The 26,960-nt window shown below is 58.6% G+C and carries 12 protein-coding genes, 1 pseudogene and 1 riboswitch; of the genes and pseudogenes, 8 read left to right on the forward strand and 5 right to left on the reverse strand.

Annotated elements, in window-relative coordinates; translation table 11 throughout:
- Positions 1-121 precede the first annotated feature (121 nt).
- Genes GOX21_RS21070 through GOX21_RS21100 form a run of 7 tightly spaced genes read left to right on the forward strand, consistent with a single transcriptional unit; the run spans position 122 to position 7,593 of the window.
- Positions 122-1,243, forward strand: a complete 1,122-nt coding sequence (locus tag GOX21_RS21070; RefSeq protein ID WP_170379845.1) for an aromatic ring-hydroxylating oxygenase subunit alpha — start codon at positions 122-124, stop codon at positions 1,241-1,243.
- Positions 1,240-2,775: a choline-sulfatase gene (betC, locus tag GOX21_RS21075; RefSeq protein WP_170379843.1), complete on the forward strand. Its 1,536-nt coding sequence runs from the start codon at positions 1,240-1,242 to the stop codon at positions 2,773-2,775. Before GOX21_RS21070 ends, betC begins: the two co-directional genes overlap by 4 nt.
- Complete coding sequence (locus tag GOX21_RS21080) at positions 2,772-3,566, forward strand: SDR family NAD(P)-dependent oxidoreductase (RefSeq protein WP_170379841.1); 795 nt, start codon at positions 2,772-2,774, stop codon at positions 3,564-3,566. The genes betC and GOX21_RS21080 overlap by 4 nt, the downstream gene beginning before the upstream one ends.
- A complete protein-coding gene (locus GOX21_RS21085; RefSeq protein WP_170379839.1) occupies positions 3,566-4,498 on the forward strand; it encodes a 3-keto-5-aminohexanoate cleavage protein in 933 nt (310 codons plus the stop codon). Before GOX21_RS21080 ends, GOX21_RS21085 begins: the two co-directional genes overlap by 1 nt.
- Positions 4,499-4,508: 10 nt before the next feature.
- Positions 4,509-5,927, forward strand: a complete 1,419-nt coding sequence (locus GOX21_RS21090; protein WP_170379837.1) for an aminobutyraldehyde dehydrogenase — start codon at positions 4,509-4,511, stop codon at positions 5,925-5,927.
- Positions 5,927-6,661: an SDR family NAD(P)-dependent oxidoreductase gene (locus GOX21_RS21095; RefSeq protein ID WP_170379836.1), complete on the forward strand. Its 735-nt coding sequence runs from the start codon at positions 5,927-5,929 to the stop codon at positions 6,659-6,661. The genes GOX21_RS21090 and GOX21_RS21095 overlap by 1 nt, the downstream gene beginning before the upstream one ends.
- Positions 6,661-7,593, forward strand: a complete 933-nt coding sequence (locus GOX21_RS21100; protein ID WP_170379833.1) for a 3-hydroxyacyl-CoA dehydrogenase NAD-binding domain-containing protein — start codon at positions 6,661-6,663, stop codon at positions 7,591-7,593. The genes GOX21_RS21095 and GOX21_RS21100 overlap by 1 nt, the downstream gene beginning before the upstream one ends.
- Here the strand turns inward: GOX21_RS21100 and GOX21_RS21105 are convergent.
- Positions 7,571-8,602: a GlxA family transcriptional regulator gene (locus GOX21_RS21105; RefSeq protein WP_170379831.1), complete on the reverse strand. Its 1,032-nt coding sequence runs from the start codon at positions 8,600-8,602 to the stop codon at positions 7,571-7,573. The two genes, GOX21_RS21100 and GOX21_RS21105, sit on opposite strands and share 23 nt — an antisense overlap.
- A gap of 764 nt (positions 8,603-9,366) precedes the next feature.
- A riboswitch (TPP riboswitch) is annotated at positions 9,367-9,486 on the forward strand.
- 109 nt (positions 9,487-9,595) lie between these two features.
- On the opposite strand from GOX21_RS21105, the gene thiC reads away from it, so the two are divergent.
- Positions 9,596-11,386 carry a phosphomethylpyrimidine synthase ThiC gene (gene thiC / locus GOX21_RS21110; RefSeq protein WP_170379829.1) on the forward strand — a complete coding sequence of 597 codons (1,791 nt, stop codon included), beginning with the start codon at positions 9,596-9,598 and terminating at the stop codon, positions 11,384-11,386.
- 61 nt (positions 11,387-11,447) lie between these two features.
- Here the strand turns inward: thiC and GOX21_RS21115 are convergent, their stop codons facing one another.
- The 4 genes and pseudogenes from GOX21_RS21115 to GOX21_RS21130 all read right to left on the reverse strand — a co-directional run bounded on the left by GOX21_RS21115 (position 11,448) and on the right by GOX21_RS21130 (position 26,792).
- A complete protein-coding gene (locus GOX21_RS21115; protein ID WP_170379827.1) occupies positions 11,448-11,927 on the reverse strand; it encodes an invasion associated locus B family protein in 480 nt (159 codons plus the stop codon).
- An 18-nt stretch (positions 11,928-11,945) separates the two neighbouring features.
- The gene (locus GOX21_RS21120) at positions 11,946-25,265 is read right to left on the reverse strand and encodes a hypothetical protein (RefSeq protein ID WP_170379825.1); all 13,320 of its coding nucleotides are present in this window, start codon (positions 25,263-25,265) and stop codon (positions 11,946-11,948) included.
- Positions 25,266-25,526: 261 nt separating this feature from the next.
- The gene (thpR, locus tag GOX21_RS21125; protein ID WP_170379823.1) at positions 25,527-26,039 is read right to left on the reverse strand and encodes an RNA 2',3'-cyclic phosphodiesterase; all 513 of its coding nucleotides are present in this window, start codon (positions 26,037-26,039) and stop codon (positions 25,527-25,529) included.
- A gap of 123 nt (positions 26,040-26,162) precedes the next feature.
- Positions 26,163-26,792 (reverse strand): annotated as a pseudogene (locus GOX21_RS21130) (LuxR C-terminal-related transcriptional regulator).
- Positions 26,793-26,960 lie beyond the last annotated feature (168 nt).

Consider the following 26,960-nt stretch of genomic DNA (forward strand, 5'->3'; position numbering starts at 1 on the left):
ACCAATGTCTTGACTATGATTTCGGTGATCCGGCTCAATCGAAAAACATCAAAATTCTGACCAATTATGCATATCTCAGATTCGTAAATGGAATACTCTATGCCAATCTTGGAGGAACCACATGACAGAATCTGATACGATTTCTCTTGGCTATGATCCCGATCCATCGCGTTCCAGTTCACTGCGAGCGGAGGCCTACACGGAAGAAAAGTGGTTTGACGCTGATCTCAAGGCCATCATCTCCAAGACCTGGCAGTGGGTCTGTCATGTGGAAAAAACCCGCGAGTCAGGGTCCTACGTTACAATCGAGATTGCAGGGAAGCCTATTGCCGTTGTGCGCGACAAGGAGGGCACGTTGCGCGCTTTCTACAACGTCTGCAAGCACCGCGCCCACGAACTGCTTTCTGGCGATGGAAACACAACTCGGATCATGTGCCCTTACCATGCTTGGGTTTACAAGTTGGACGGGCAGTTGGCCCGCGCGCCCCACACCGAGAACCTTGAAGATTTTCGCACGAATGAGATTTGCCTCGACGCGGTGCAAGTCGAAGAGTTTTGCGGATTTGTATTCGTCAATCTAGACCCAAAGGCACCCTCTTTGGCGCAGCAGTCAGGCAATCTGGAAACTGAAGTGCGCCACTGGGCTCCGGACGTGGATCAACTGACCTTCGGGCACCGATTGACCTATGACATCAAATCAAACTGGAAGAACGTCGTTGATAACTTTCTTGAGTGTTATCACTGCCCGACGGCCCATAAGGATTTCTGTGATCTTGTTGACATGGATACTTACAAGGTCACAACCTATGGCATTTATTCCAGTCACATGGCCGATGCGGGAAACAGCCCCAATGCCGCATATGACGTGTCGAACGCCACGGTCAAAACCCATGCGGTTTGGTGGCTTTATCCGACAACTTGCCTGATGCGGTATCCGGGTCGGTCCAGCATGATCGTGCTCAACGTCATCCCTGTCGGGCCGGACCGGACGTTGGAGACCTATGACTTTTTCCTCGAAACGCCTGAGCCCGACGCGATGGAGCTGGATGCCATTCGCTATTTGGATGAGGTGCTGCAGGTTGAAGACATCAGTCTTGTCGAATCTGTGCAGCGCGGTATGAGCACACCTGCTTTCACCCAAGGCAGGATCGTCAATGACCCGGATGGGTCGGGCAAATCTGAGCATGCGGTGCATCACTTTCATGGGCTGGTTCTGGATGCCTACGCCAAGGGTGCAACGTGACGCGGGCAAATATCCTTGTGATCATGGCGGATCAGTTGGCCCCACATTTCACGGGGGCTTACGGGCATAGCGTTGCCCAGACCCCGCATCTTGATGCGCTAGCGGCGCGCGGGATGCGCTTTGATGCGGCCTATTGCAATTCGCCGCTTTGCGCGCCGTCGCGGTTCGCCTTTATGTCGGGCCAACACATCTCCCGTATCGCGGCCTATGACAATGCATCAGAATTCAAGGCGTCTGTTCCGACCTTCGCGCATTACCTAAAGTCGCTGGGCTATCGCACGTGCCTGTCAGGTAAGATGCACTTTGTCGGCCCTGATCAGATGCACGGGTTCGAAGACCGCGTGACGACCGATATTTACCCGTCGGACTTTGCATGGACGCCCGACTGGGAAGCCCCCGATGAGCGGATCGATAAGTGGTATCATAACATGCAGACCGTCAAGGAAAGCGGTCTGGCGCATGCGACGTTCCAGATTGATTACGATGATGAGGTTGGCTTTGCCGCCAAACGGTGGCTTTTCGATGCGGCACGTGACAAAGCGCTAGGGCATGATGCGCCCTTTGCGATGGTTGCCAGCTTCATACATCCGCATGATCCATATGTCGCCCGCCCCGAATGGTGGAACCTCTATTCAGACGACGACATCGACATGCCGGCCTTTACGCCTGCTTTGGATGATCAGGACCCATTCTCGCGCCGCCTGATGGATGGGATCGAAGCGTCCTATGTGCCGCTGACAGAGGAAGAGGTGCGCCGCGCGCGCCGCGCATATCTGGCGAATGTCAGCTACTTTGACAGCAAGATCGGCGAACTGGTTCAAACGCTCGAAGAGATTGGAGAGCTGGACAATACAATCGTGATCGTCACGGCAGATCACGGCGACATGCTGGGCGAACGTGGGCTGTGGTACAAGATGAATTTCTTTGAACATTCGGCCCGCGTGCCGTTGGTCATGGCGGGACCTGGCGTGGCGGTTGGGACAGCGCGAAACGCTGTGTCGCTCGTGGATATGTTGCCAACGTTTATTGAGATCGCTGGCGGTAGTGAAAGCATGATCGGCGAACCTATAGATGGCCGAAGCCTTATGCCCTTGGCGCGGGGCGAGGACGACCCCGTTGATGAGGCAATCGGCGAGTATTGCGCTGAAATGACGGGCTTTCCCGTCATCATGATCCGGCGTGGTTCATTGAAATACATCCACTGCGATAGCGATCCACCACAGCTGTATGATCTGAGCGTTGATCCGTTGGAGACAAGAAATCTGGCCTCCGACCTCAGTTACAATGAGGCCGCTCAAGCCTTTGCTGATGAAGTTGCCGCGCGGTGGGATGGCAAGGCATTGCGTACAAAGATCATTGCAACCCAAAAATCCCGCCGCGCGCTGCATGCCGCGATGGAAGCAGGCGCAAGTGTGCCTTGGGACTACAACCCACCATCCGACGCGAGCAAGCAATATGTGCGTAACGATATGGATTGGACCATTGCGGCCAAGCGTTACCGTTATCCCCCTTTGAAGGACCAAGACCAATGATGCTGAACGGAAAAATTGCCCTCGTTACAGGGGCAAGGGGTGGAATCGGACGTGCGATTGTGGCGCGTTTCGTCAAAGAAGGTGCGACAGTTTACGCCGCAGACCTGACGCTCGAAGGGTCACTGGACAGGCATGACGATGACGGCAGCCACTTTTTAAAGCTCGACGTAACACAGGAGGCGGACGCAATCGCCGCGATGGATCAGGTCCGCAACGCTCATGGCAAGCTTGACGTCTTGGTGAACGCGGCAGGGATCGAGATTGAAAAGACGGTCGAAGACACCACGCTGGAGGAATGGAACCAAAGCTTTGCGGTGAATTCCACGGGTACTTTTCTAACCTCAAAATACGCCATTCCATTGATGCGCGAAGCCGCGAAATCTGGCAACAGCGCTAGCTTGATCAACTTTGGGTCTTACGATGGGTTCATCGCTGACCCCGGCCTTGCCGCTTATTGTGCAACCAAGGGAGCGGTGCATGCGCTAACCCGTGCAATGGCCTGCGACCATGGCCCTGAGGGTATCCGCGTCAATGCGATCTGCCCCGGCTATATTGATACTCCGATGCTGCAGAGTTTCTTCAACGGTGACGGATCTGGCGGCGGGGGGGGCAACATCGAAACACTTCAAAAAGCTGTCCGGGACGTGCACCCGATGCGTACCTACGGAACGCCAACGGACATTGCCAATCTGGTCAATTGGCTGGCCAGCGACGAGGCGCGCTATGCCTCTGGTCAGCTTTGGGTTTTGGACGGGGGGCTGTCTGCGCAAGTGCAACAGATGAAATTGTAATGCCCAAGTCAGTCATCATCACCTGTGCGCCAACGGGCGGCATTCACACGCCGTCAATGTCGCCCCACCTGCCGATCACACCTGCCGAAATTGCAACAGCAAGCATTGAAGCGGCAGAGGCTGGCGCGTCGATCATCCATCTGCACGCGCGACATCCCGAGACCGGCAAGCCAGATCCCAGACCTGAATTGTTTCAGCAATTTTTGCCTGTGATCAAACAATCCACTGACGCGGTGGTGAATGTCTCAACCGGCGGCGGATTGGGCATGTCGATGGACGAACGTCTTTTGGCCGCGACTTCGACGAGCCCGGAAATGGCCTCGCTCAATATGGGCAGCATGAACTTTGGCATCTTCCCGATGCTTCAGAAATACACGGAATTTCAGCACGATTGGGAACGTCCGTTCCTTGAGATGACGGAAGACTTCATTTTTCCCAACACGTTCAAGACCATTCGATATGCGATTGAGAAACTGGGGGGTGATCATGGCACCAAGTTTGAGTTTGAATGCTATGATCTGGGCCATCTCTACAACGTCAAATGGTTCGTGGATCAAGGGCTTATCAAACCGCCGTTCTTCATCCAGATGGTCTTTGGCATTTTAGGAGGCGTTGGCGCTGACGCTGATCATCTGACCCATATGCACAATACGGCGGACAAACTTTTTGGCGCTGAAAACTATGAATGGTCTGTACTGGCAGCAGGACGGCACCAAATGCCTTTCGCTACACAAAGCGCAATGCGCGGTGGCAATCTGCGTGTCGGGCTCGAAGACAGTCTCTTTATCGGCAAGGGAGAGCTTGCCACATCGAATGCCGAGCAAGTGAGCCGCATTCGCACAATCATCGAAAATCTGGGCCTTTCAGTTGCGACACCGGCAGAAGCACGCGAACGCCTCGCACTAAAAGGCGGCGATCGGGTTGGGTTTTAGAGAGGACCACATGCAGACAAAGATATTAATCAATGGCGAAATGGTTGAAGGGGGCGGCGCGCCGATCTTTGTCGTGAACCCAGCCACGGGCGAAGAGATTTGCAAGATCAATTCCGCGACGTCCGAACAGGCAAGCGCTGCGGCCGCAGGGGCCCACGAAGCCTTTGAGACATTTGGCCAGACCAGCCCTGCAGAACGTTCTGAGCTTTTGACCAATATCGCAACTGTCTTGGAAGAGCATGTCGAGGAACTGGCAGAGCTGGAAAGCTTGGATGCCGGTAAGCCCTGGCCCTCGGCTTTGGATGACGAAATGCCGTTGACGCTGGACACATTCAAGTTCTTTGCCGGTGCGGCGCGCACGATGTCTGCCGTTGCTGCGGGCGAATATGTGGCCGGTCATACCAGCATGATCCGCAAAGATCCGGTTGGCCCCGTAGCCGCGATTGCGCCATGGAACTATCCGCTGATGATGGCGGCCTGGAAACTGGCAGCGCCATTGGCAGCTGGCTGCCCGGTCACACTGAAGCCCTCGCAGCTGACGCCGCTTTCCACGCTGAAAGCCGCCGAGCTGATCGCAGGTGTTGCGCCCAAAGGGGTGGTAAACGTGCTGCACGGCCCCGGTCGTGAGATTGGCGAGCAGATGATCAACGATCCACGGACCGAGGCGATCTCGATCACGGGTTCCAACGCGACGGGTTCTGCCGCGATGGCTGCAGCCTCTCGTCAAATCCGCCATGTGCATCTGGAACTGGGCGGGAAAGCCCCGGTTATTGTTTTTGACGATGCTGATATCGAGGCGGTTGCCGAAACTGTGCGCTATGGTTCGTTCTTCAACGCCGGTCAGGACTGTGCACAGCCCTGCCGTTTGCTTGTCGCTGATGAGGTCTATGACAAGGTCGTCGCCGCCGTTGTTGATCAGGTCAGCCAGATCAAAGTTGGGGCTCAAAAGGCCGAAGGCACCGAAATGGGGCCGATCATCTCGGCCGCGCAACGCAACGCTGTAGCGGGGTTTGTCGACCGAGCGCGCGATAACTGCGACGTTGTATTGGGAGGCAACATAATCGACGGACCAGGTTTCTTTTATGAACCTACCGTGCTGATCAATGTGGCGCATGATGCCGAGGTATTCTGCAACGAGATCTTCGGTCCTGTCGTGACCATCTCGCGGTTTGGCGACGAAGAAGAGGCGCTCAAGGTGGCAAATGCAGGCCCGTTTGGTTTGGCCTCATCCGTCTGGACCAACAATACCGGTCGCGCGATGCGGATGTCTTCGAAGTTGCGTTATGGCTTTACGTGGGTGAACACGCATGGTGTTGCCACGCCTGAAATGCCTTGGGCCGCGATGAAGAGCTCTGGCACTGGTTGTGATATGTCGGTCTACGCCTTGGACGCTTATACCGCCGTGCGCCATGTGATGGTCGCGCACTGATGCGGTTGGCTGGCAAACGCGCTTTCGTTACAGGCGGCAGGCAGGGCATTGGGCGCGCTATCGTAGAGGCCTTCATGGCCGAGGGTGCGGACGTTATCACCTGTGGTCGGGGACCAAAGCCGGATGGTTTGAGTACTGATTGGATATCTTTGGATGTGTCAGATGCCGCCGCCGTTGGCGAAGGTGCGCAAAAGCTGGGTGTATTGGACGTCATCGTAAACAACGCCGGCGTCCAGGTTGAAAAGACTGTTGTGGACAGCACTGATGCCGATTGGGATTTGGTTATGGGAGCGAATGCAAAGGGCGTTTTCAATGTCTGCCGGGCACTCATTCCGCAAATGCAGGAGGGTGGCTCCATTGTCAATATCGGGTCGATCTCGGGCAATGTCGCGGACCCGTCGATGGCACTCTATAATGCGTCAAAGTCTTTTGTGCACGGGCTCACCAGGTCCATCGCGGTGGATCACGGACCGGCAATTCGCTGCAATGCGATCTGTCCGGGCTGGATTGAAACCGGCATGCTAGATGCAGGGTTTGAGCTTGCCCAAGACCCTCAGAAAGCGAAAGCCGACGCATTGGCGCGGCACGCGGTCAAACGCTTTGGCAAACCTGCTGACATAGCAGCAATGGCTTTGTGGTTGGCCTCTGACGATGCATCGTTTGCAACGGGCCAATTGTTTACTGTTGACGGTGGCATGACAGCGGCCTCTCCTCTTAATCCGGGGTTGTTCTGATGTCTCAGATTGAAAGAACTACCATTCTTGGAGCCGGTGTGATCGGGGCAAGCTGGGCCGCATTGTTCCTCGCCTCGGGCCGGAACGTAACTGTCTTTGATCCTGACGAAAACGCTGAGAACGCCGTGCGTTCCTACGTTGAAAACGCATGGCCTGCGCTGGAAGACCTAGGCCTAACTGAGCGCGCGACACCTGACGCCATCACCTTTGTGACGACCGCTGCCGAGGCCGTCACAGAGGCGCAATTCGTTCAGGAAAACGCGCCTGAGCGGTTGCCCATCAAGCATGCAATCTATGCGGAGATTGAGCCCGCGCTGGCTGCTGACGCAATTGTCTCCAGCTCGACATCGGGTCTGACGCTCGAAGCGCTCCAAGAAGGGTGGCGCGATCCCGCGCCGCTTATTCTTGGCCACCCCTTCAACCCGCCGCATCTGATCCCGCTGGTGGAACTGACAGCGAATAAGGTCACCGGATCAGACATTCTGGACCGCACAGAAGCGTTCTACAATGACATCGGGAAAGTCACGATCCGCATCAAGAAAGGCATGCCGGGGCATGTAGCCAACCGGTTGCAGGCCGCAGTTTGGCGAGAGGCCGTTCATATGGCCGTTGAAGGTGTTGCCAGCGTCAAAGACATAGACAAGGCGATGTGGGCCGGACCGGGATTGCGTTGGGCCGCAATGGGGCCAACCACTCTTTTTCACTTGGGCGCGGGCGCAGGCGGTTTGCAGGCTTTTTGTGACCACTTCAAAGACACGTTCAACAGCTGGTGGGACGATCTTGGTGATCCACGCTTAGACGATGATGTGATCAGAAAACTGGTCGATGAAATGACAGCGCATGCACACGGGCAAAGCATCGAGGAACTCTCAGCGCAGCGTGATGAGATGCTCACAGCTATGCAGAAGGCTACAAGACACCTTCGGACCTAATGTCAGGCTTGAACATTGGCCAGGCGCGAAACTCGAACGGCACACGACCTTCAATGCGATCAGCAGTGGGCGTCAGGCCGAACCGGTTGCGGTAAGCGCGGCTGAAATGCACTTGACCGTTGAACCCCGACGCCTCTGCAATCTCGCTGAATTTCAGCTCGGTTTGCGTGACGAGGCCACGCGCTCGATCAAGGCGGATATCTCGGTAGTATTCAACGGGTGACTTTTGGACATACTGCCGGAACAATCGGCCCAGTTGCCGCTGCGAAACGCCTAACTGTTGAGATATAGCGGGAATTGACAACGTGGTCTCCAAATGCGCTTCCATAAGGTCGATCGCATCCCGGACAACGCCAGATGTTACATACCCAAGCGGTTCCACATCCTTGGGGTTTTGTGACTGACCTTCCCCACGCACATCATGGTGAAACAGATACCGCGCTGAGGCGTTCGCGATGCTTTCGCCAGCTACGGAATGGACAAATCTCAAGCCAAGGTCGGTTGCCGCTGATCCTCCACAACATGTGAAGATCTTGCCATCTGTTACAAACATGTTCTCAGATACCGTCGTGTCCGGTGCAATTTCGGCGAAGGCATCGATGTGCTCATAATGGACCGTCGCAGTTTTGCCCTTTAGCAATCCAGCCTGCGCGAGCACAATTGCACCCGTATCCAACCCACCAACTATTGCACCGCCTGCATCCCATTTTTGAAGAGCCGCCTTGAACTGGCGTGTCCCGTGGCGTTCAGGCGTCCAGCTTGTACTTACGAGAACGAGCCAAGGCTTGCCCCTGACCACGTTTGCCAAAGGGGCAGTATCAACCACCAGGCCGCTGCTGGATTCGATGTGACCACCAACCTCCGAAACATAGGTCCAGGAAAACCGCACTAATCCTGACAGGTAATTCGCAGTTCTAAAAGGATCGATGAAAGATGTCGTTGCCGAAACGTTGAAATGCGGGCTCACCAAAACAACGATGCCTAACGTTTGATCAATTGATTTCGCCATGGCTGATTTTGTAAAGTATGGTCCAAAAATATCAAATCGATTTCTTTTCTTTCATTTGTTTGGTGTCTTTTGGAGCTCCAAAACCAACAGCTTGCCGGGGACAGAAAGCAGTCCTGCGGTAGTTTAGAAGCACCACAAGCAGACCTTGGCGCAAATTTGACGAAGGCCCGCTTCGTCCGCAAACTGTAAATTCACCCATCTTTTGATTGCGCACTTGCAGCGAATGTCCGTAATGTCGAGCCGCACTGCAGAATGCTGAACGACCGACTAAAGTCCGGTAAGGGCCGGAAGTGATCAGGGCAGGGCACTTAGTCGCTCAACATTGTTCAGCACAAAACCTTACGCTGTGAAGCTGTCGGTCTGCGAGTTGTGTCCGCTCTCGGAAGTTCCCAATGCGCGTCGCAGTCGACGATCGTATTGCTGCAGTCTGAGACAAGCTTAATAAGTCCAAGTCAGCGAAATCCACCAAAATGCATGAAAATCTTAAGTCGTTGAATTATGGGGAAGACAAGTCTCATTAATTACGTACTCCGACAATTCTCCCTCAAAAGAGGCAATCTTCTCATAATACGTCTTATGTTAAATAACAGCGTTTAACTTACCGTCGATGTGCGGAGTATCTGTCGAATAGGTCGGCCCGCACATCAGATAGCGACCGTATTTCTGGTGACGTGCTGCACCGAACGGAAGGTCCCGGCCGTTCGAGAAAATCTGAAACAAATGAATTTTGGTGCTTGTTTAAGCCGTGAACCTCAAGCTAAACCACCTGCACGCAGGGGAGTCCCACCAAGGGGACTGAGAGGCTGACGGGGCAATGCCCGGCGACGCGACCCTTTGAACCTGACCCAGTTGATACTGGCGTAGGAAGCTAGGGCGCGCAGGCCACAATACCGGGCAAGCGCACTCCGAACAGGGGGCTGTCTGCCTTCTCGTTTCCCCAAGCCAAAACTCATCTGGTGTCTTTTTAAGTTGAACTGCTTGAGGAGCACCAACATGAACGTCCCCAACCCCAAAATCACCGCCGGTGAACTGCCCGCATCGCGCAAGATCTATGTAAACGGCACATTGCACCCGGATGTGCGCGTGCCAATGCGTGAAATTTCGGTCCACCCCACGGCGGGGGAGCCACCCTTGCCTGTGTATGACAGTTCAGGGCCGTATACCGATCCGCATGTGATGACGGACATTCGGCAAGGTCTGGCGCCGCTGCGTCGCAAGTGGATTGAGGCTCGAGCAGATGTCGAAGAATATGATGGACGTGAGATCAAACCGGAAGACAACGGTTTTGTCGAAAGTGATCGGCTAACGCCCGAGTTCCCTGTGCGCCCGCGCCCTCTGCGCGCCAAGGATGGAAAGGCTGTGACGCAACTGGCCTATGCCCGCGCCGGCATCGTCACCCCGGAAATGGAATTCATCGCCATCCGTGAAAACCAACTGCGCGAGGCTGTCGTTGAACAGCGCGAAGGCAATGATTGGGGTGCAAACATCCCTGATTATGTGACCCCGGAATTCGTGCGGGACGAGGTCGCCGCTGGTCGCGCCATTATCCCTGCGAATATCAACCACCCTGAAAGCGAACCGATGATCATCGGGCGTAATTTCCTGGTCAAGATCAACGCCAATATGGGTACCTCGGCTGTGACCTCTTCGATGGAAGAAGAGGTCGATAAAATGGTCTGGTCGATCCGTTGGGGTGCTGATACCGTCATGGACCTGTCGACCGGCCGCAACATCCACAACACCCGTGAATGGATCATCCGCAACAGCCCGGTGCCGATTGGCACCGTGCCGTTGTATCAAGCGCTGGAAAAGGTCAACGGCATTGCCGAAGACCTGACATGGGAAGTGTTCCGTGACACGCTGATCGAACAGGCCGAACAAGGCGTCGACTATTTCACCATCCACGCAGGCGTGCGCCTGCATATGGTGCCGATGACGGTAAAACGGGTTACCGGTATTGTGTCGCGCGGTGGGTCGATCATGGCCAAGTGGTGCTTGCATCACCACAAGGAAAGCTTCCTCTATGAGCATTTCGACGAAATCTGCGACATCTGCCGGGCCTATGATGTGTCGTTCAGCCTAGGCGACGGTCTGCGTCCCGGCTCTATCGCCGACGCCAATGACGAGGCACAATTTGCCGAGCTTGAGACGCTGGGTGAGCTGACCAAAATCGCGTGGGCCAAAGATTGTCAGGTGATGATCGAAGGCCCCGGACACGTAGCCATGCACAAGATCAAAGAAAACATGGACAAGCAATTGGAGTGTTGCCACGAGGCGCCCTTTTACACGCTTGGTCCCCTGACCACCGATATCGCGCCGGGCTATGACCACATCACCAGCGGCATTGGTGCTGCGATGATTGGCTGGTTTGGTTGTGCGATGCTCTGCTATGTCACGCCGAAGGAACATCTGGGGCTGCCGGACCGGGATGATGTGAAAACTGGGGTTATCACCTATAAGATAGCGGCTCATGCCGCTGATCTGGCAAAGGGTTTGCCGGGCGCACAACGTCGTGACGATGCGCTGTCCCGCGCAAGGTTCGAGTTCCGCTGGGAAGATCAGTTCAACCTGTCGCTGGACCCGGAAACGGCGCGGGAATTCCACGACCAAACCTTGCCCAAACAAGCGCATAAGGTGGCGCATTTCTGTTCCATGTGCGGGCCGAAATTCTGCTCGATGCGGATCAGCCACGACATTCGAACTGAAGCGCAGAAAGAGGGGATGGAGGCCATGGCCGCCAAATTCCGTGAAGGCGGCGACCTTTACATGCCCGTGAAAGACTAAACACCGCGGCGGAGCCGATCCTTTCGGCTCCGCACGCTCTTGCATTGAAGGGAAACTACTCTCAGGGCAATAGATCGGAAACTTTGCTGAACCCAGTCAAATCGAAGCCAAATGAAATTGGCTCTCCGACCCTGTTTTTAGCGTCGATCTGCAATTGATTACCTGCCCGCATCGCAGACATCCATTCCTGGGAAACTGGCGAACGGGCAAAACAACCTTGTGCCTCGCATGTCAGGAACTCCAGACGGGCGACCTCGGCATCATCCACCTTTGCAACCAGCCCTTCCGAGAACAAAAGACCGAATGGCAGGGTCAGCACGGTCTCAGTCTCGTCCTTACCTGCAGCCTTGATAAATGCGATGGACGTAAGCCTTTGGTTGTTTTCGGTCAAAACGATGCTTTGGGTCATTTCGCAGATCAACTCGGACCCAACGGCCCGATTGCTGCAATTGACCGACCATGGCGGCGCTGCGCCTTCCTGCGCAGCAAGGGGAGTTGCCAATCCCAATGCGACCCCCAAAGCGCTTATCCAAGTTTTCATCCTGCTGTCCCTTATCGATTAGAATTGTAGTCCAAGGCCAAGACCTACCTGCAGGGCCCTGGTTGAGTCTCCGAACAAATGATCGAGGCTCAGATTGACAAAGCTGCTGTCATCCAGCGCAAACAGCCCCAACCGGGCCGAGACCAAGCCATGCGCGTCGCCGACAAAGCTGGTGTTTGAAAAACCACCGTCAGCGGTGCTCGCTCCGTTGAACCCGGCGGTGACCGATACGGTATCATCCGACGAGAGAATGGCACCAACCTGAAAACTTGCTCGGAGCTTTTGCGAGGCACTCAGGGTTTGCTCGGTTCCGATTTCCAGCGAAGGCGTGAACGAATAGATCATCTCGCTATCGTCTTGCAGAACGACCCCCGCCAGGGTTGCATCGCCATTGCTTTCAGTTGCCAGACGCGTGGCATCAACGGCTACCTCAGGGCGCAGATAGGAACTGCCGCCCGCGAACCTGTGGTCATAAGCAAGGCTGAGACGCAGGTTCTGATGGTTCATCTTGTGCTTGATCTCGCTGACGCCAACGGTGCTTACGATTTGACCGTTGGGCAACACGCCACTGATCCCGCCCGCGCTGAGCGTATCATAGTCTGACCAACCGGCCGACAGCTGGGCTGCAAATTCCCACGCGCCGGTGTATTTGGTCAGCGAGGCACCCAGATTGAACCGATCACCCGTTGCATTGTAATTCGACCCGTTCCGTAGGCTCATTTCGTCATAGCCTATCGCGAACCCGGCGAATAGCTCATCCCCAACCGGCAGACGGACACCAGCCGACAGGTTGGTGTCGTTGATGTCCAGCTCTTCGTACATGCCGGTCTGATCGCGGTCATAGAAAGACCGCCCGCCTGAGAACCAGACACAATTGCGCGGGTCATCCCCGAACTGGTAATCGGTAAACCGTTCGCAATTGTGCAGCGTGTCCGCAAATACCCGGGTGCCATAAAGCGCATCAACGGCATCGGCGGCATAGTCGGCAGTCGACAGGCTTTCGATTGCGGCGATGACATCAGCCTCGGACTGCATGTTGCCGATCAAGGCGAACAGTTGGCCTTGGGCAGCCGATCCCTGCCCGTTCAGAACTTGGTTGATGTAATCCCCGATGGCGGCCTGATTGGCATTCATGCCGGGGGTCGAATAATCCGGCGTGATCACCAGGTCGACCGAACTGCCGTCAGAGGTGGAGCCGTTCAGGCCGATGGAATAATCCAGCACCACAGTGTCCTCGATCAGCGTGCCCGCGTCTGCGGCGGTTCCATCAGGATTGATGATGACAAGCGGCAAGGCCCTTTCCAGCGTATTCAGCAGTGGCACCAGCGTACCGCCCATGGTGGCATTACCGGTGGCATTAACCAGGTCGCTGTTGCCACCCGATGCCCCAGAGGTCAGGAAATACACGTCGAAGGTTGACGTTGCCGTTGCTCCAAAGGCCAGGCTTCCGGTCAGGTTCAATGTCTGGCTGACATTTCCGCTGAAGGTAAAGTCACTGGCCGCAACCGTCGCCGTCAAATCTCCGTCCAGACCCAGATTGGCCCCCAGTACAAAATCACCGTTCACCTGCATGAAGCCGTCAGCACCCAGATTGACCGTATCCAACGCATAGAAGTCCGCGCCGTCTTCGACGGTAAAGCCGTTAGTGCCTGCGCCAAGATCCATGTTGCCAAGGGCCGTACCCGCAAGCGAGATTTGTTCGTTGCCGTCGCCCCCATTCACCAATTGATCGTTGCCGGCGATCAACAGGGTATCTTTAGACAGGGTCAGCACATTGTCGGTGCCGCCGTCCACAACGATTGATGCGACTGACCCCGCCTCACCAGTGCCGCCCATGACGACGCCGTCAAAGCCAAGTGTGATCGCGTCTGCGCCATCGCGCCCCTCGGATTGTGCCAAGACGCCGATGCCGCCCTCGCCCACCGACAGGATGTTACCATCAAGCGTCATGTCGATAGCACCACCAGAGCCCGCACCACCGGCAGCCCCGCGATAGACCGAGTCCACCATGCCACCGCCGCCGCCAAGCGATTGCGCCACAACACCAATCGCATTTTCGCCCGTCGTGACGATGTTGCCGGATTGCGAGAATCCGATATCGCCACCATCACCGCCATTTGCAGCAGACAGGTTTACCGTGATCCGGCTGGCCTCCATATCGGTTGAAACGAGACCGCCGCCGCCACCGATACTTTGGATGACGAACCCGTGCGATCCAGTTCCACTGGTAGTCATGTCCCCGATATTTGCAAAGCCGACATCACCACCGTCACCGGTTGAGTCGTCTTGCGCGCCCAGCGTTACATCCGCACGCCCAAGACCCGAGATGACAACTTCGCCCCCACCGGCACCGATACTCTGAACGCTTTGGCCAAAGGATCGGTCACCACTTGTGAACACGTTGCCGTCCAGCAAAAGGTCGATATCGCCGCCATCGTTGTTGAAGCTGGGATCAGAACCCAGGATCACAGACGCGGCCTTTTGGATCCCGGCTTCGCCATCCGTATTGCTGTTCAGCACAAGCTTACCGCCGCCGCCGCCGATGGATTGCGCCGTTCCGGCGGACGAGAACGCGCCATCGGTGCCAACATCACCAGTCCGGCTTCCGTCCACGTCTCCGCCACCAGCGTCGTCCGTGTCAATCGCACCCAGACGTGCAGTGATGTCGATAGTGTCACCGTCTTGGACATCCACCGTAGTCGCGGATGTACCGCCGCCGCCACCAACACTCTGCAGCATCAGGCCGGTCGAGCGATCGCTTGTGGTGGCAATGTTACCGTTGTGGGCCTGCGTGATCTGGTTGCCCGCCATACCCGACACGTCATCGCCACCAAGGGCGATATCGCTGCTGACGACCGAGCCGGTCGCGCCAGTGGTCGTGGTGGTGAAATCGACAGAGGCATCAGTATTGCCGCCGCCGCCATTCACCGATTGGACAAAGACCGCTTCGCTGCCCACGCCATTGACCAGAATATCTCCGGTCGAGTTGACAGTTACTGTGCCCACCGAACCGGTGGATCTCTCCCGAGCCCCCAGCGCCTGCGAGATGGTGTAATCCAGCACCGAGACCAGCGGGGATGACACCGAATAACCCGCGTTGCCGCCGCCACCGCCAACGGATTGGGCATAGATGCCAAACCCGTTTTCGGCATTCACAACAATTGTGCCAGTGTGGTTGACCGTGACGTCTCCTCCATCAGAACCCGATCCGCCTGATCCGCCAATGGCGATCTTCGAATAGGATTTGCCCGTCATTGTGTTCTTAAGGTCGTTCACGTCCATCGCAACGGCCAGACCGCCATTGCCGCCGCCGCCACCGACAGATTGTGCAAAGATGCCGTAGGCGCCTGTGCCATCCACTTGAACGTCTCCGGTGTTGGTGACGACCACGTTGCCGGCAACATTGCCGCTGCCGCCCGATCCGCCGATATTCAGCTGCGCGGTCGGAGAGCTGCTGTCCCCGGTCTTTAGCCGCAATGTCCCCGTGATTGAGCTGCCGCCATTGCCACCGCCGCCGCCGACGGATTGGGCAAAGATACCATGCGCACCCGCACCCGTTGTCACGATCGTACCGGCATTGGTCACCGCGACATTGCCGCCCGTGCCACCCGTACCGCCTGATCCGCCCAGACCAAATTGCAGCGCCCGCCGCGTAGTGGCCTCGGCCCCGCCATAGCGCCCGTCAACCGAGATGGTCGAGCCGCCATTACCGCCACCTCCACCGATGGACTGGGCAAAGATCCCGTGACTTTCCGTACCATCGGTCAGGATCGTGGCATCGGTTTCGTTTACTACGGTTACCGTGCTGCCCGCGCCGCCAGTGCCACCAGTTCCGCCGATCAGAATGGCGTTTGTCGTTGATCCTTCCGAGGATCGGCCCAAGATGATGTTGCGCACCTGTTGCGCGTCGCCTCCGCCACCGCCAACGGATTGCGCATAAATACCGATAGACTTGTCACCTGTTGTTGCGATGACATCGCGGTTAGTGACCGACACTGCCGCAGACATCGCACCGGTGCCGCCATTGCCGCCAATCGAAATTGTCGCTGTGTTGCCGATCTCTTTGCGCAGGTTGATTATGCGGTTTTCCACCAGGCCACCCATGCCGCCTCCGCCGCCGACGGATTGCGCATAGATGCCGTGCGCCATCGTGCCCGCCGTGGTGATCATGCCGTCATTCACAACGGTCACAATGTCCGACGTCATGCCGTCCCCGCCAGTGCCTCCGATGTTGATCGAGGCTGCCGTCCCCACGGTTGATGGGTTAACGAAGGATTTGATCGTATCAAGGTTTCCCTGACCTGCCTGCACCATGCCGCCGGTGCCACCTGCACCGCCGACCGATTGCGCCAGCAACCCGATTGAGCGTTCCCCCAACGTCGCGATCCGTGCGGTACTGGTGACATCGACCGTGCCACCCACGCCGCCAGAGCCGCCGGTGCCACCGATGGACAGTGATGCCGAAATGCCGCCGCCGGCCGAGTTGCTGGCCTTGCCGCCATTACCGCCACCGCCGCCCACGGATTGCGCGAAAACCGCATGGGCATCGTCGCCCTGGGTGACCACGATACCCGCGACCACAGAGGTCACGTTACCTGCCGCACCACCAGTGCCGCCCGCCAAACCGACCGACACGCTGGCCTTGTTACCCTTGCTGTCGCCGGTTTTTGGCGTGCCAATGCTGACCGAGGTTGACGAAGAATTGCCGCCGCCGTTGCCAATAGATTGGGCAAAGAACCCGTAAGATCGGTCGCCCGAAGTGCTGATGATACCGTCCGAGCTGGCATAAACATCACCGCCACTGCCGCCGGTACCGCCGGTCCGGCCGATCTGAATGTTGACGTTGCCGCCATCCACCGAGGTCGAGGCCGAGTTATAGCCCGCGTTGCCGCCACCGCCACCAACGGACTGAGCGAACAGCCCATGGGAATCCGCACCGAGCGTTGTGATGTCGCCGGTATTGCGCACGTCGACTGTCCCCCCGGTGCCGCCCTGACCTGTCCCGCCGCCAACGGCCAGGCCAAAACCCTTGTTGGTTTGGTCCGAGGCAAGTTCATAGGCAAAGGCCAGGTTCAGGGCTGCGTTACCGCCGCCGCCGCCAATCGATTGGCCGAATACCCCATGGCTACTGTCTTGTTTCGTGAGAATATCGCCGTAATGGTCAATATCGACCGTCCCACCATCCCCAGCGGTTCCGGCATCACCGCCAATGGCAACCACAGCTGACATGCCGGTTTTGTTGCCAGAAGAATCCGCTGGATTAACTTTGCCTTCAAGCTCATCCAGCACGTTGTTGTAATTGGCAATTACCGAGTCATCCACACCCGTGTTGGTTGGTGTCTTGCGGTCGGTTGAATCGCCCGTGCCGCCGTTGCTCTGACTGCCGTTGGTCTTGCTGATACCCACAACCGCGTTGACCCCGGCGTCACCGCCACCGCCGCCAATGCTGGACGCCTCGATCCCGTGCGCGCCGACACCGTCTGTCGTGATGGTGCCTGCTGCCGCTAGGGCGGTTCCACTCATGACGGTCACGTCCCCAGCGTCACCACCGCCGCCACCAAAGCCGCCGATGCCCATGGCAATGGGTGAACTGTCCTTGGTGCCGACAAAGGTCGCGTTGATCCCGCCAGTACCGCCACCGCCGCCGATGCTTTGGGCAAAGATGCCACGCGCGTGATAGCCATTGGTCGAAATATTGCCGGTTTGCGTAACAACGACGTTGCCCGCATCTGCGCCGGTGCCGCCATGACCGCCCAGACCACCAACGATGCTCAGGTCGGTTTTGCCGTCGGAATTGTTGGAATCGCCATAGTTCAGCTGCCCGGTCACATTCAGCGCGCCGTTACCGCCGCCGCCCGCGATGGACTGGGCCAGAACGCCGTGCTTCCAATTGCCCGCAACGGCAACCGATCCGGCATGATCCACGGTCACATCGCCCGAGACATTGCCATTGCCGCCGAAACCACCGACACCAAATGTGACCGAGGGGATCTTGCCATCCTTGCTCAGCGCAATCCCGCCCGACACGTTCAGGCCGCCATTTCCACCGCCGCCGCCGATGGATTGCGCCATCAAACCGGCCGAGCCATCGGTATCCGGCTTTTCTTCGTTGAAGACCCCCATGTCGATGAACAGACGCTCCAACCCATAGGTCGTGGCCAGCTCTTCGGTCTGATCTACGATCGTATCCCCCAGGAAATCGCGCAACTTGTCTTCGAAAGTTGTGGTGTCAGGGATCGAAATATCGTCCGGGTCCGTCGTGACCGTGATATCCGCCTGCGACGTGACTGTGACATCGCCCGCCTGACCACCGTTTCCTGCGAACCCCCCAACACCCACGATCAGCGAGCTGTCGGACACGATCCCGCCCGACACGTTCAGACCGCCATTGCCACCGCCACCGCCAACGGATTGAGCTAGCAGACCGGATTGGCCGGTGCCATGCGCCATGATCGTGCTGCCGGAACCAATGTTTACGTCGACGTTCCCGGCATTGCCGCCACCCCCGCCAAAGCCGCCGACCCCGACAACGACTGCATAGGATTTGCTGCTATCCGTTTGCCCCGCCCCTGGTTTGCCGCTGATCGCGATTCCGCCAGAGACATTGGTGCCGCCATGACCACCGCCGCCGCCCAGCGATTGCGCGATAATTCCGCTGGCGCCTTTGCTTTCATCGACGGCGAAAGTTCCGTCGGATTGCAGCACCATCGGCACCGCCTGCACGTTGCCGGTGTAATCCAGGTCGACATCACTTGCGTCGCCGCCTGATCCACCAAATCCACCCACGCCCGCTGCAACGGAAAAGATCGTGTCAGACCCCGACGGTTTGGTCAGCGCCAATGAGCCCGAGATATTCACACCGCCGGTACCGCCACCGCCGCCAAGGCTTTGGGCGAAGATACCATGCGCCCCGTCGCCTGCGGTCACTACGTCGCTTTGAACGTCCAGCGTTACCGTACCGGCATCACCGCCACCGCCACCAAAGCCGCCAAGGCCCAATGCGACCGCTGCACCGGATTTGCCCGTCAGGTTCACCGCGCCCGAAACATTCAGACCGCCATTACCGCCGCCTCCGCCAACGGATTGCGCCATCACACCGATGCTGTCGACGCCCGTCGTGACCACCGAAGTTGTGCCACTACTGTCCGTATTGGAACGCAGGGTGCTGATAACGTCGCCAGCATTGCCAGCCCCGCCGCCAAAGCCGCCCACGCCCAGGCTGACCGAACCGCCGTTTTGCTGGGTGATACCCAGCGTGGCCGAGATGTTCGTGCCGCCATTGCCGCCACCGCCGCCAAGGCTTTGTGTCAGAATGGCCGTGCTGCGATCGCCAGCAGTCAGAACCCCGCCTGTAACGGTCGATTGAACCAGCGCACCGGCATCCGCGCCGCCACCGCCGAACCCGCCGACGCCAATGCCTACGGCCGCATTGGTCGAGCGGGACAAGGACAAGGCCGCCGAGATGTTGGTGCCGCCGTTACCACCGCCCCCGCCAAGGCTTTGTGTCAGAATACCGACTGAGTCATCGCCAGCCGTGGTGACATTGCCGGTGACTTGCTGGGTGACGTTGTCCGCTGTGCCGCCGTTTCCGCCGAATCCGCCAACGCCGATCCCAAGACCGCCCGAGAAATTGCTGGCCAGAGAAATCGCGCCGGAAATATTCGTGGCCCCATTACCACCGCCACCGCCCAAACTTTGCGCCATGACGCCAGCCGAGCGCGCGCCCGAGGTGCTGACATTGCCCACAAAGGTGTTGTCGACCACGCCGCTGGTGCCTCCGCTGCCACCGAAACCACCAACACCGATCCCCGCCGCGCCGGAACCTGTCCGCGCAATGCTAAGCGCGCCCGAGATGTTGACACTGCCATTGCCACCGCCGCCACCGACGGACTGCACCAGAACACCGGTTGCGTTTTCGCCGCCCGTGGTGACATCACCGGTGACCGAGCCGGTGGCTGAACTTGCATTGCCACCATCCCCGCCGGACCCGCCAATGCCAACGCCAACAGCACCGCCGCCAGTACCCGAAAGGTTCACGGCGGCCGAGACATTCAGTCCTCCGTTACCGCCGCCGCCTGCTGCGGATTGCACCAGAACGCCGCCCGAATTGTCACCAGCCGTGGTGACGTTTCCAACAACTGTCCCGCTCGCCGTGTTGGCGTTGCCACCATCGCCACCGCTGCCGCCAAGTCCGACCGAGGCACCACCGCTGCCGGTTCCGGCAACCGTGACTGTGGCGGAGACATTCATACCGCCATTGCCACCGCCGCCGCCAAGGCTTTGGACGATGACACCGCCGGACTCGCTCCCTTGGGTCGATACATCGCCGGTTAGCGAGGCTTCGGCGGTGCCGCCGTCACCGCCCGTACCGGACGCGCCGCCGAGACCCATCGAGGCACCGCCCGATCCCGTGCCTGCCGCAGCAACCGCGACCGAGACGTTCAGGCCCCCATTACCGCCGCCGCCGCCGACGGACTGCGCTAGCAATCCTGTCGAAGTGTCACCCAACGTTACCAGATTGCCCGTGACATTTGCCGTGACAGCCGAGGCATCGCCGCCACCCGTCCCGCGGCCACCCAGACCTACAGCCGCCGCGCCGGAGCCTGTACCTGCACCGCCCACGGATGCTGAAACATTGAACCCGCCATTGCCGCCGCCGCCGCCAATGGATTGCGCAACAACTGCGCTGGACTGCGCGCCTTCGGTCTGTACATCGTTAGCGACGGTCAGACCCACGATGCCACCCGTGCCACCGCTGCCACCCGATCCGCCCAGACCAACGCTGATCGCTCCTGACCCGGTGCCTGCGCCCGCCAAAGCTGGCGATACATTAAAACCACCATTGCCGCCGCCGCCGCCGACAGATTGTGCCAAAATGCCAACCGAGGCCTCGCCCTTGGTGACCACATTTGCCGTTGTGCTGGCGGTAACCTGGCTACCGTCACCCCCACCCGCACCAGAACCGCCCAGCCCAACCGAGACTGAGCCCGCGCCCGTGCCTGCACCCGAAACAGTGGGGGACACATTGAACCCACCATTGCCGCCGCCACCGCCGATGGACTGCGCGACGAATCCGCTTGAGGCAAACCCGTCTGTCAGAATGGTTCCGTTCGAGGTCAAGGTGACGCCGCCGCCCCGCCCGCCGGTATCACCCGACCCGCCAAGCCCGACGCTGACCGCGCCGCTGGCCGTGCCCGCGCCCGACAGGACCGGAGCAACATTGAACCCGCCATTGCCGCCGCCACCGCCAATCGATTGCGCCACAACGCCCGAGGACTGGTCACCGCGTGTTTCCACTGCATTGTTGGATGTGGCGATGACGGTGTTGCCATCTCCGCCACCTGCGCCGTCGCCGCCCAGGCCAACGGATACTCCGCCCCCCGCTGTGCCCGATCCCTGAACCGCCGCACTGACGTTAAAGCCGCCGTTGCCGCCGCCGCCGCCAATCGATTGCGCCAGAAAGGCTGTGGCTGAATCGCCCTGCGTCAGGATCGTTCCGTTTGAGGTCAACGTGACTGCTCCACCATCACCGCCACCATCGCCCGTGCCACCCAGCCCAACGCTAACCGCGCCAGAGCCGACACCCGCGCCCGCGCCAGTACCAGAGATATTGAAGCCCCCATTGCCGCCACCGCCGCCAATGGATTGTGCAACAACGCCAGACGACCGGTCTCCGGCGGTCACAATGGAATTCGTCGTGGTCAGGTTGACCGTTCCACCCACTGCGCCACTGCCGCCATCGCCGCCCAGGCCGACGCTGACAGCGCCGCTGCCAACCCCTGCACCTGCGAGCGAGGCGCTGACGTTGAACCCGCCGTTGCCTCCGCCACCGCCAACGGATTGCGCCAGAACCGCAGTCGAATCCGCGCCGCCTGTGCTGACTGTGCCGGAGACTGTGCCAGTGACCGATTTTCCAATCCCGCCGCCCGAGCCACCGCCGCCAAGGCCAACTGTGACAGCACCGCCACCGGCGCCAGCCCCCGCGATCCCGGCCGTGACGTTGAACCCGCCATTGCCGCCGCCGCCGCCAATGGATTGGAACACAACACCACTTGAATTGTCGGACAGAGTTGTGACGTTCCCAGCAACCTGAGCCTCGACCACGCCGCCGTCGCCGCCGGTCGCACCGTTTCCGCCCAGCCCGACGCCAATTGACCCGGCACCAGCACCCGCAGCGGCGACTCCTGCGGTGACGTTAAAGCCACCATTGCCACCGCCACCACCAATGGATTGAACCACTACACCTGTGGACCGCAAGCCTTCGGTTCGAACGTCCCCATTGACGCGAACGCCCGTGACAGTTCCTCCACCGCCACCACTGCCGCCGTCACCGCCAAGGCCCACACCGATGGTTCCGGCACCGGCACCCCCGGCAGCCAGACCCGCCGCGACGCTGAAACCACCATTGCCGCCGCCGCCACCGATGGATTGCACGACTACTGCACCGGAATCGTCTCCGCGTGTGGTGACATTGGCGTCGACAGTGGCCGTTACGTTCCCCCCTGCCCCGCCACCGCCGGATTTACCACCAAGACCAACGCTGACCGACCCCGCCGCAGCGCCGCCGATATCGGCGCTCGCACCGATGGCATAGCCGCCATTGCCGCCACCGCCACCGACGGATTGCGCCACAACGCCGCTGGAAAACGCGCCGCTGGTCTCAATCGACGTGCCGCCTGCAACCAGAGTCACATCACCTCCGGTTCCGGCACCGCCACCATCACCGCCGACGCCGACATTGATGCCAATCGCAGCAACACCACTGGCACTGACCCCGGCGGCGATGCTGCCGCCGCCATTGCCACCGCCGCCGCCGACGGATTGCGCGATGATCGCGCTGGAGTTCGTGCCCGTCGTGGTAACGTCCGCATTGGTATAGACTTGAACGGTCCCACCATTGCCAGCGCTGCCCGCCTGCCCGCCGATCCCGACGGAAACATTGCCGGAAAACAGTGCCGAAGCACCGCCGGTTGCTGCAACCGCCAGACCACCATTGCCGCCACCGCCACCAACGGATTGGAAAAGCATCCCGGTCGAACGATTTCCTGTGGTGACAACTGTGCCCTCGAACCCTGCGACCGTCGCAACCCCGCTGCCATTGAACTGGCCGACCGTTACGTCTCCGCCCTTGCCACCCGTGCCGCCATCACCGCCGACACCAACTGCCAAAGATCCAGAAACCGGGCCGCCGGACACCGCAACCGAGACAGCATAGCCACCGTTGCCGCCGCCACCGCCAACCGATTGCAGCATGACACCGACGGAATCTTCTCCTCCGGTTTGCACCGAAGCTGAGCCGCTGCCGCTTAGCGTGACGTCGCCACCGTCACCACCATTACCTGCCGATCCGCCGACCGAAACTGATGCCGCACCAAAGGCCCCGACGGCCACCGAAACAGCACCGCCGCCATTACCGCCACCGCCACCTACGGATTGGGCAAACACTCCTGACGAGCGGTCGCCAGAGGTTTGGATCGCCGAAGGCTGGCTACCGTCGGTGTTGGACAGGGTCACATCAACGTCTCCGCCGGTGCCACCGGCCCCGCCATCACCACCGATGGCCACGCCGACAAATGCACCAACAGACCCGGACGAGCCACCGTTGCCGCCACCGCCGCCGATGGATTGGGCCAGAACGCCCATCGCGTCGTCTCCGGTCGTGGTAATGATGCCGTCGTTCACGATCGTCACGGTCGAACCACTGCCACCGCCATTACCATTGCCGCCGACCGAAACCATGCCGCCAGACGATCCGCCGTCCCCGCCGCCACCGCCAATGGATTGCGCGATGATGCCGCGCGCGCCGTCGCCGCCCGTTACGATGCTCCCGTAATTGCTGACGCTGACTGCTGCGCCCGTGCCACCCCGCGACCCGGTGCCACCAATGGCTACCAAACCATAGGAATTCGCGCCCGTGCCACCGCTGCCACCGATGGACTGAGCCATAACCCCGTCAGAGCCTTCGCCTGACGTCAGAATGCTGCCGCTGCCCTGGACTGTGACGCTCACAGTGTCTCCGCTACCGCCGTTTGATCCGACCCCGCCCAGAGACAATGCAACCAGCCCCCCTGCAGTGCCCCCCGAACCGCCACCGCCGCCAATGGATTGGGCGACGATTCCGCGCGCGAAATCCCCTTGCGTCTCAATTGCCCCGCCATGCGAGACCGAAACCGCGCCGCCATTGCCGCCATTATCTGCGCCACCGATCAATGAAACCAGCAAGTTGCCACTGGTACCGGCCGAGCCACCGGACCCGCCGATGGACTGGGCATAAATCCCGTTGGCGTAATCTCCTGTCGTCAAAATGCTGCCGCTTGATGTTGTGTTGACTGTGACCGTACCACCACTGCCACCATAGCCGCCGTCACCTGATGCGCCGACCAACCCCCATTGCGAGCCACCATTGCCACCATTGTTCGATACACTCAGAGCATAGATGCCATCGGCCGAGTCTCCGGTCGTTGAAATTGACCCGCTCTGGTTGACTGTGACATTGCCCCCATCGGCTGAATGCCCGCCGGTACCACCGCCCGGTGCCGCGAAACCGCTGCCGCCATTACCCGCTTCACCGCTACGGCTAAATGCAAATATACCGTCGTTATCGGAGCCTGATGTTTGGATTGTGCTGCTGGAGTTTTGCGTTGCGGTGACTGTGCCACCTTTGCCGCCATCACCGCCGTCGCGTCCGTCCCAGAAACTCAGATACGAGTCACCTCCGTTGCCGCCGTCGCCCCCGACGCTGCCGATCTCCCAGCCGACGTTGCTGGTGGCGTTGACATCGCTGGACAGAGATTTTGTCTGCGTTGGGCCATCATCACCATCTCCGCCCGATCTTGGCGGAACGACCAAGGCGCCGTCCCGTCCGTTGCTGCCATTCTGTCCGTATACAACTTGATTTACTCCGTTGGGCCCAGAGACATTCACTGGCGGTGTGACGGTACCCGGAGTGCCCGAGCTGTTGAAGTTGCTGTTGTACTGGGACAGCGTCAATTGCGTCGACAGGCTGGATGTACCGGTCGCCCCGGAATTGCTGATCTGCGCCGTTGTTCCGCTAATGGAGACAATATCAAATGCAAGCGGTGGATTGTCCGAATTATAGATTGTGTCGCCCGCACTTTTAACGAGAAAAACATATCCGTCAGCCGTTTCCACAAAAGCGGTTGTACCCGCTGTTGGCGTCGAGGCCGGATCCACAATTAGCGCGCTTACGGTCGTATCCAGACCAGTCACAGGGTTGGTGACTGTGTCGCCAACTTTGGAAGCGGCTGTTGGCGCAGCAAGCAATGGGTTTGAAATCAAAACAAAAAATGAAATCGCGAGCAGCAGATTTGATTTCATTGTCACCCTCGAACCTCGCAACCGGCATAGTCAGAACACATGGCAATCGGGTACAGTTCCGAAAAACAGTTACCTGCAATTCGGCATTTCCCCATCACCATTTCGGGCAGAATACGCGCAAGCTAAAGGAGATTAATTTCCTAAAATTCACCTATTAACAGTTTCGTGAACCGTATTGCCTAAATGCAACATTTTTAATGCGCCAATAGGCTGTCACACGGTTTGAACAGGTAAACCACCTAAGGTGAGACAGCAGCCCTATTAAAACGTGAAATGTGCCAAGGCGACATGACGGGCGCCTTCCGGACGAAGAGTGGATTCGTATAGGGTAAAGCCGGTCACAAGCATCTCTGGCAACGTATTCACCGTGCAATCGTGGGGAATGTGAGCCGCCTGATGACGTTCGTGTTTAAGCCGCGCGATCGTTACGTGTGGGCGAAAACGTCGGCGGGGCAACACAATTCCGGCACGCCGTGTTGCGATCTGTATCTTGCGATGCAGCGCAACAAGTGGCGCGCTGTCCTTAACCCCAATTGCCAATGCACGCCCGAAACACTCGATGTCCAAAAAAGTGATGTGAAAAGGTGCAGAGGAAAGCGCCAAAAGCTCGTCATGCAAAGCCTCCAATACCTGTTCGGGCTGATCATCCAGAAATGCCAGCGTCAGATGCAGGTTCTCAGGTGGCACCGGTCTGCCCGCGGGTAACGCGCGTTGTAGCGGCGCAAGAGCCACAGTCGCCTCATGGTTGAGTGATATGGCGACGAAGGAACGCAATTGACCCTCTTGCTGTGTCTATTGTTGAACGCACGTAAAGTTAACCGTTCATGCCCGCGATGTCAGGTCTTTGCGCGATCTGCATGTAAGCCCGGAATTGATGAATGACTGGCCCGAGCCGACTTATTCTCGGGCGATCCGGGATGAATAGAACTGGGCAATGGCTTGTGTTCTGTTTTTCACCCCAAGTTTTTCATAGATGTTCGACAGGTGAAACTTGACGGTGTTGGTCGAAATCTGCAGCTCTTTTGACAAATCCCGGTGCGACATTCCTTGTGCCAATGCTTCGAGAATGGCGCGCTCTTTGCGGGACAAGCTTTGAATCGGGTCCTGCTGCATTTTTCGTACGTCGATAAACGGAAAAACCATCTTGCCTCGGGCAACATCCGAACAGGTTTCCAGCAAGCCTTCGACCTCGCCGGACCGGGCGGCAAACCCTGCGGCCCCGGCCTGCATCGTCAGACGCGGTCTATCACCCGTCGCATCGCTATAGACCACAAGCCGCGGGGCGTTGGCCTGTTCGCGCAGCACTTCGATCAGTTTGGCTGCCCCCAGCACAGGCAGATTTCAGTCGATCACGCCGACCTGAACGGGAACCCGCATAACAGTCCCAAGAAACCCTTCTGCCGTGGCAGATGTCGCCACCAGCGAGAATCGGGGGTCGCGTTCGGAAATTTTGGACATGGCGGTCAGGACCAGCGGATTGCTATCCGCCAGCGTGACATCAATCGGTACTCCTGAGGCATCAACCATCTGTTTCTACCTTATTTTTGCTAAATACCACCCGGTTGGGTAGGTAGAAATTTGGTATACTGCGGTATTTTTACCATTATGGGTGGGTTTCAGCCCATACCTTTAGCCATCCTAAAGCAGTAGTAAGTTACGTTGTGTCGTAAGACAAGGCCGCGTTTTCTATTCGGC

This window comes from Ruegeria atlantica (genome assembly GCF_013032005.1).
Taxonomy (GTDB): Bacteria; Pseudomonadota; Alphaproteobacteria; order Rhodobacterales; family Rhodobacteraceae; genus Ruegeria; species Ruegeria atlantica_A.

Excerpts from the sequence above, each read along its gene's own strand:
- GOX21_RS21100 (WP_170379833.1), top strand. The coding sequence starts at position 6,661 with ATGTCTCAGATTGAAAGAACTACCATTCTTGGAGCCGGTGTGATCGGG.
- GOX21_RS21080 (WP_170379841.1), top strand. The coding sequence starts at position 2,772 with ATGATGCTGAACGGAAAAATTGCCCTCGTTACAGGGGCAAGGGGTGGA.
- thiC (WP_170379829.1), top strand. The coding sequence starts at position 9,596 with ATGAACGTCCCCAACCCCAAAATCACCGCCGGTGAACTGCCCGCATCG.
- GOX21_RS21085 (WP_170379839.1), top strand. The coding sequence starts at position 3,566 with ATGCCCAAGTCAGTCATCATCACCTGTGCGCCAACGGGCGGCATTCAC.
- GOX21_RS21115 (WP_170379827.1), bottom strand. The coding sequence starts at position 11,927 with ATGAAAACTTGGATAAGCGCTTTGGGGGTCGCATTGGGATTGGCAACT.
- GOX21_RS21070 (WP_170379845.1), top strand. The coding sequence starts at position 122 with ATGACAGAATCTGATACGATTTCTCTTGGCTATGATCCCGATCCATCG.
- GOX21_RS21105 (WP_170379831.1), bottom strand. The coding sequence starts at position 8,602 with ATGGCGAAATCAATTGATCAAACGTTAGGCATCGTTGTTTTGGTGAGC.
- GOX21_RS21090 (WP_170379837.1), top strand. The coding sequence starts at position 4,509 with ATGCAGACAAAGATATTAATCAATGGCGAAATGGTTGAAGGGGGCGGC.
- GOX21_RS21095 (WP_170379836.1), top strand. The coding sequence starts at position 5,927 with ATGCGGTTGGCTGGCAAACGCGCTTTCGTTACAGGCGGCAGGCAGGGC.
- GOX21_RS21120 (WP_170379825.1), bottom strand. The coding sequence starts at position 25,265 with ATGAAATCAAATCTGCTGCTCGCGATTTCATTTTTTGTTTTGATTTCA.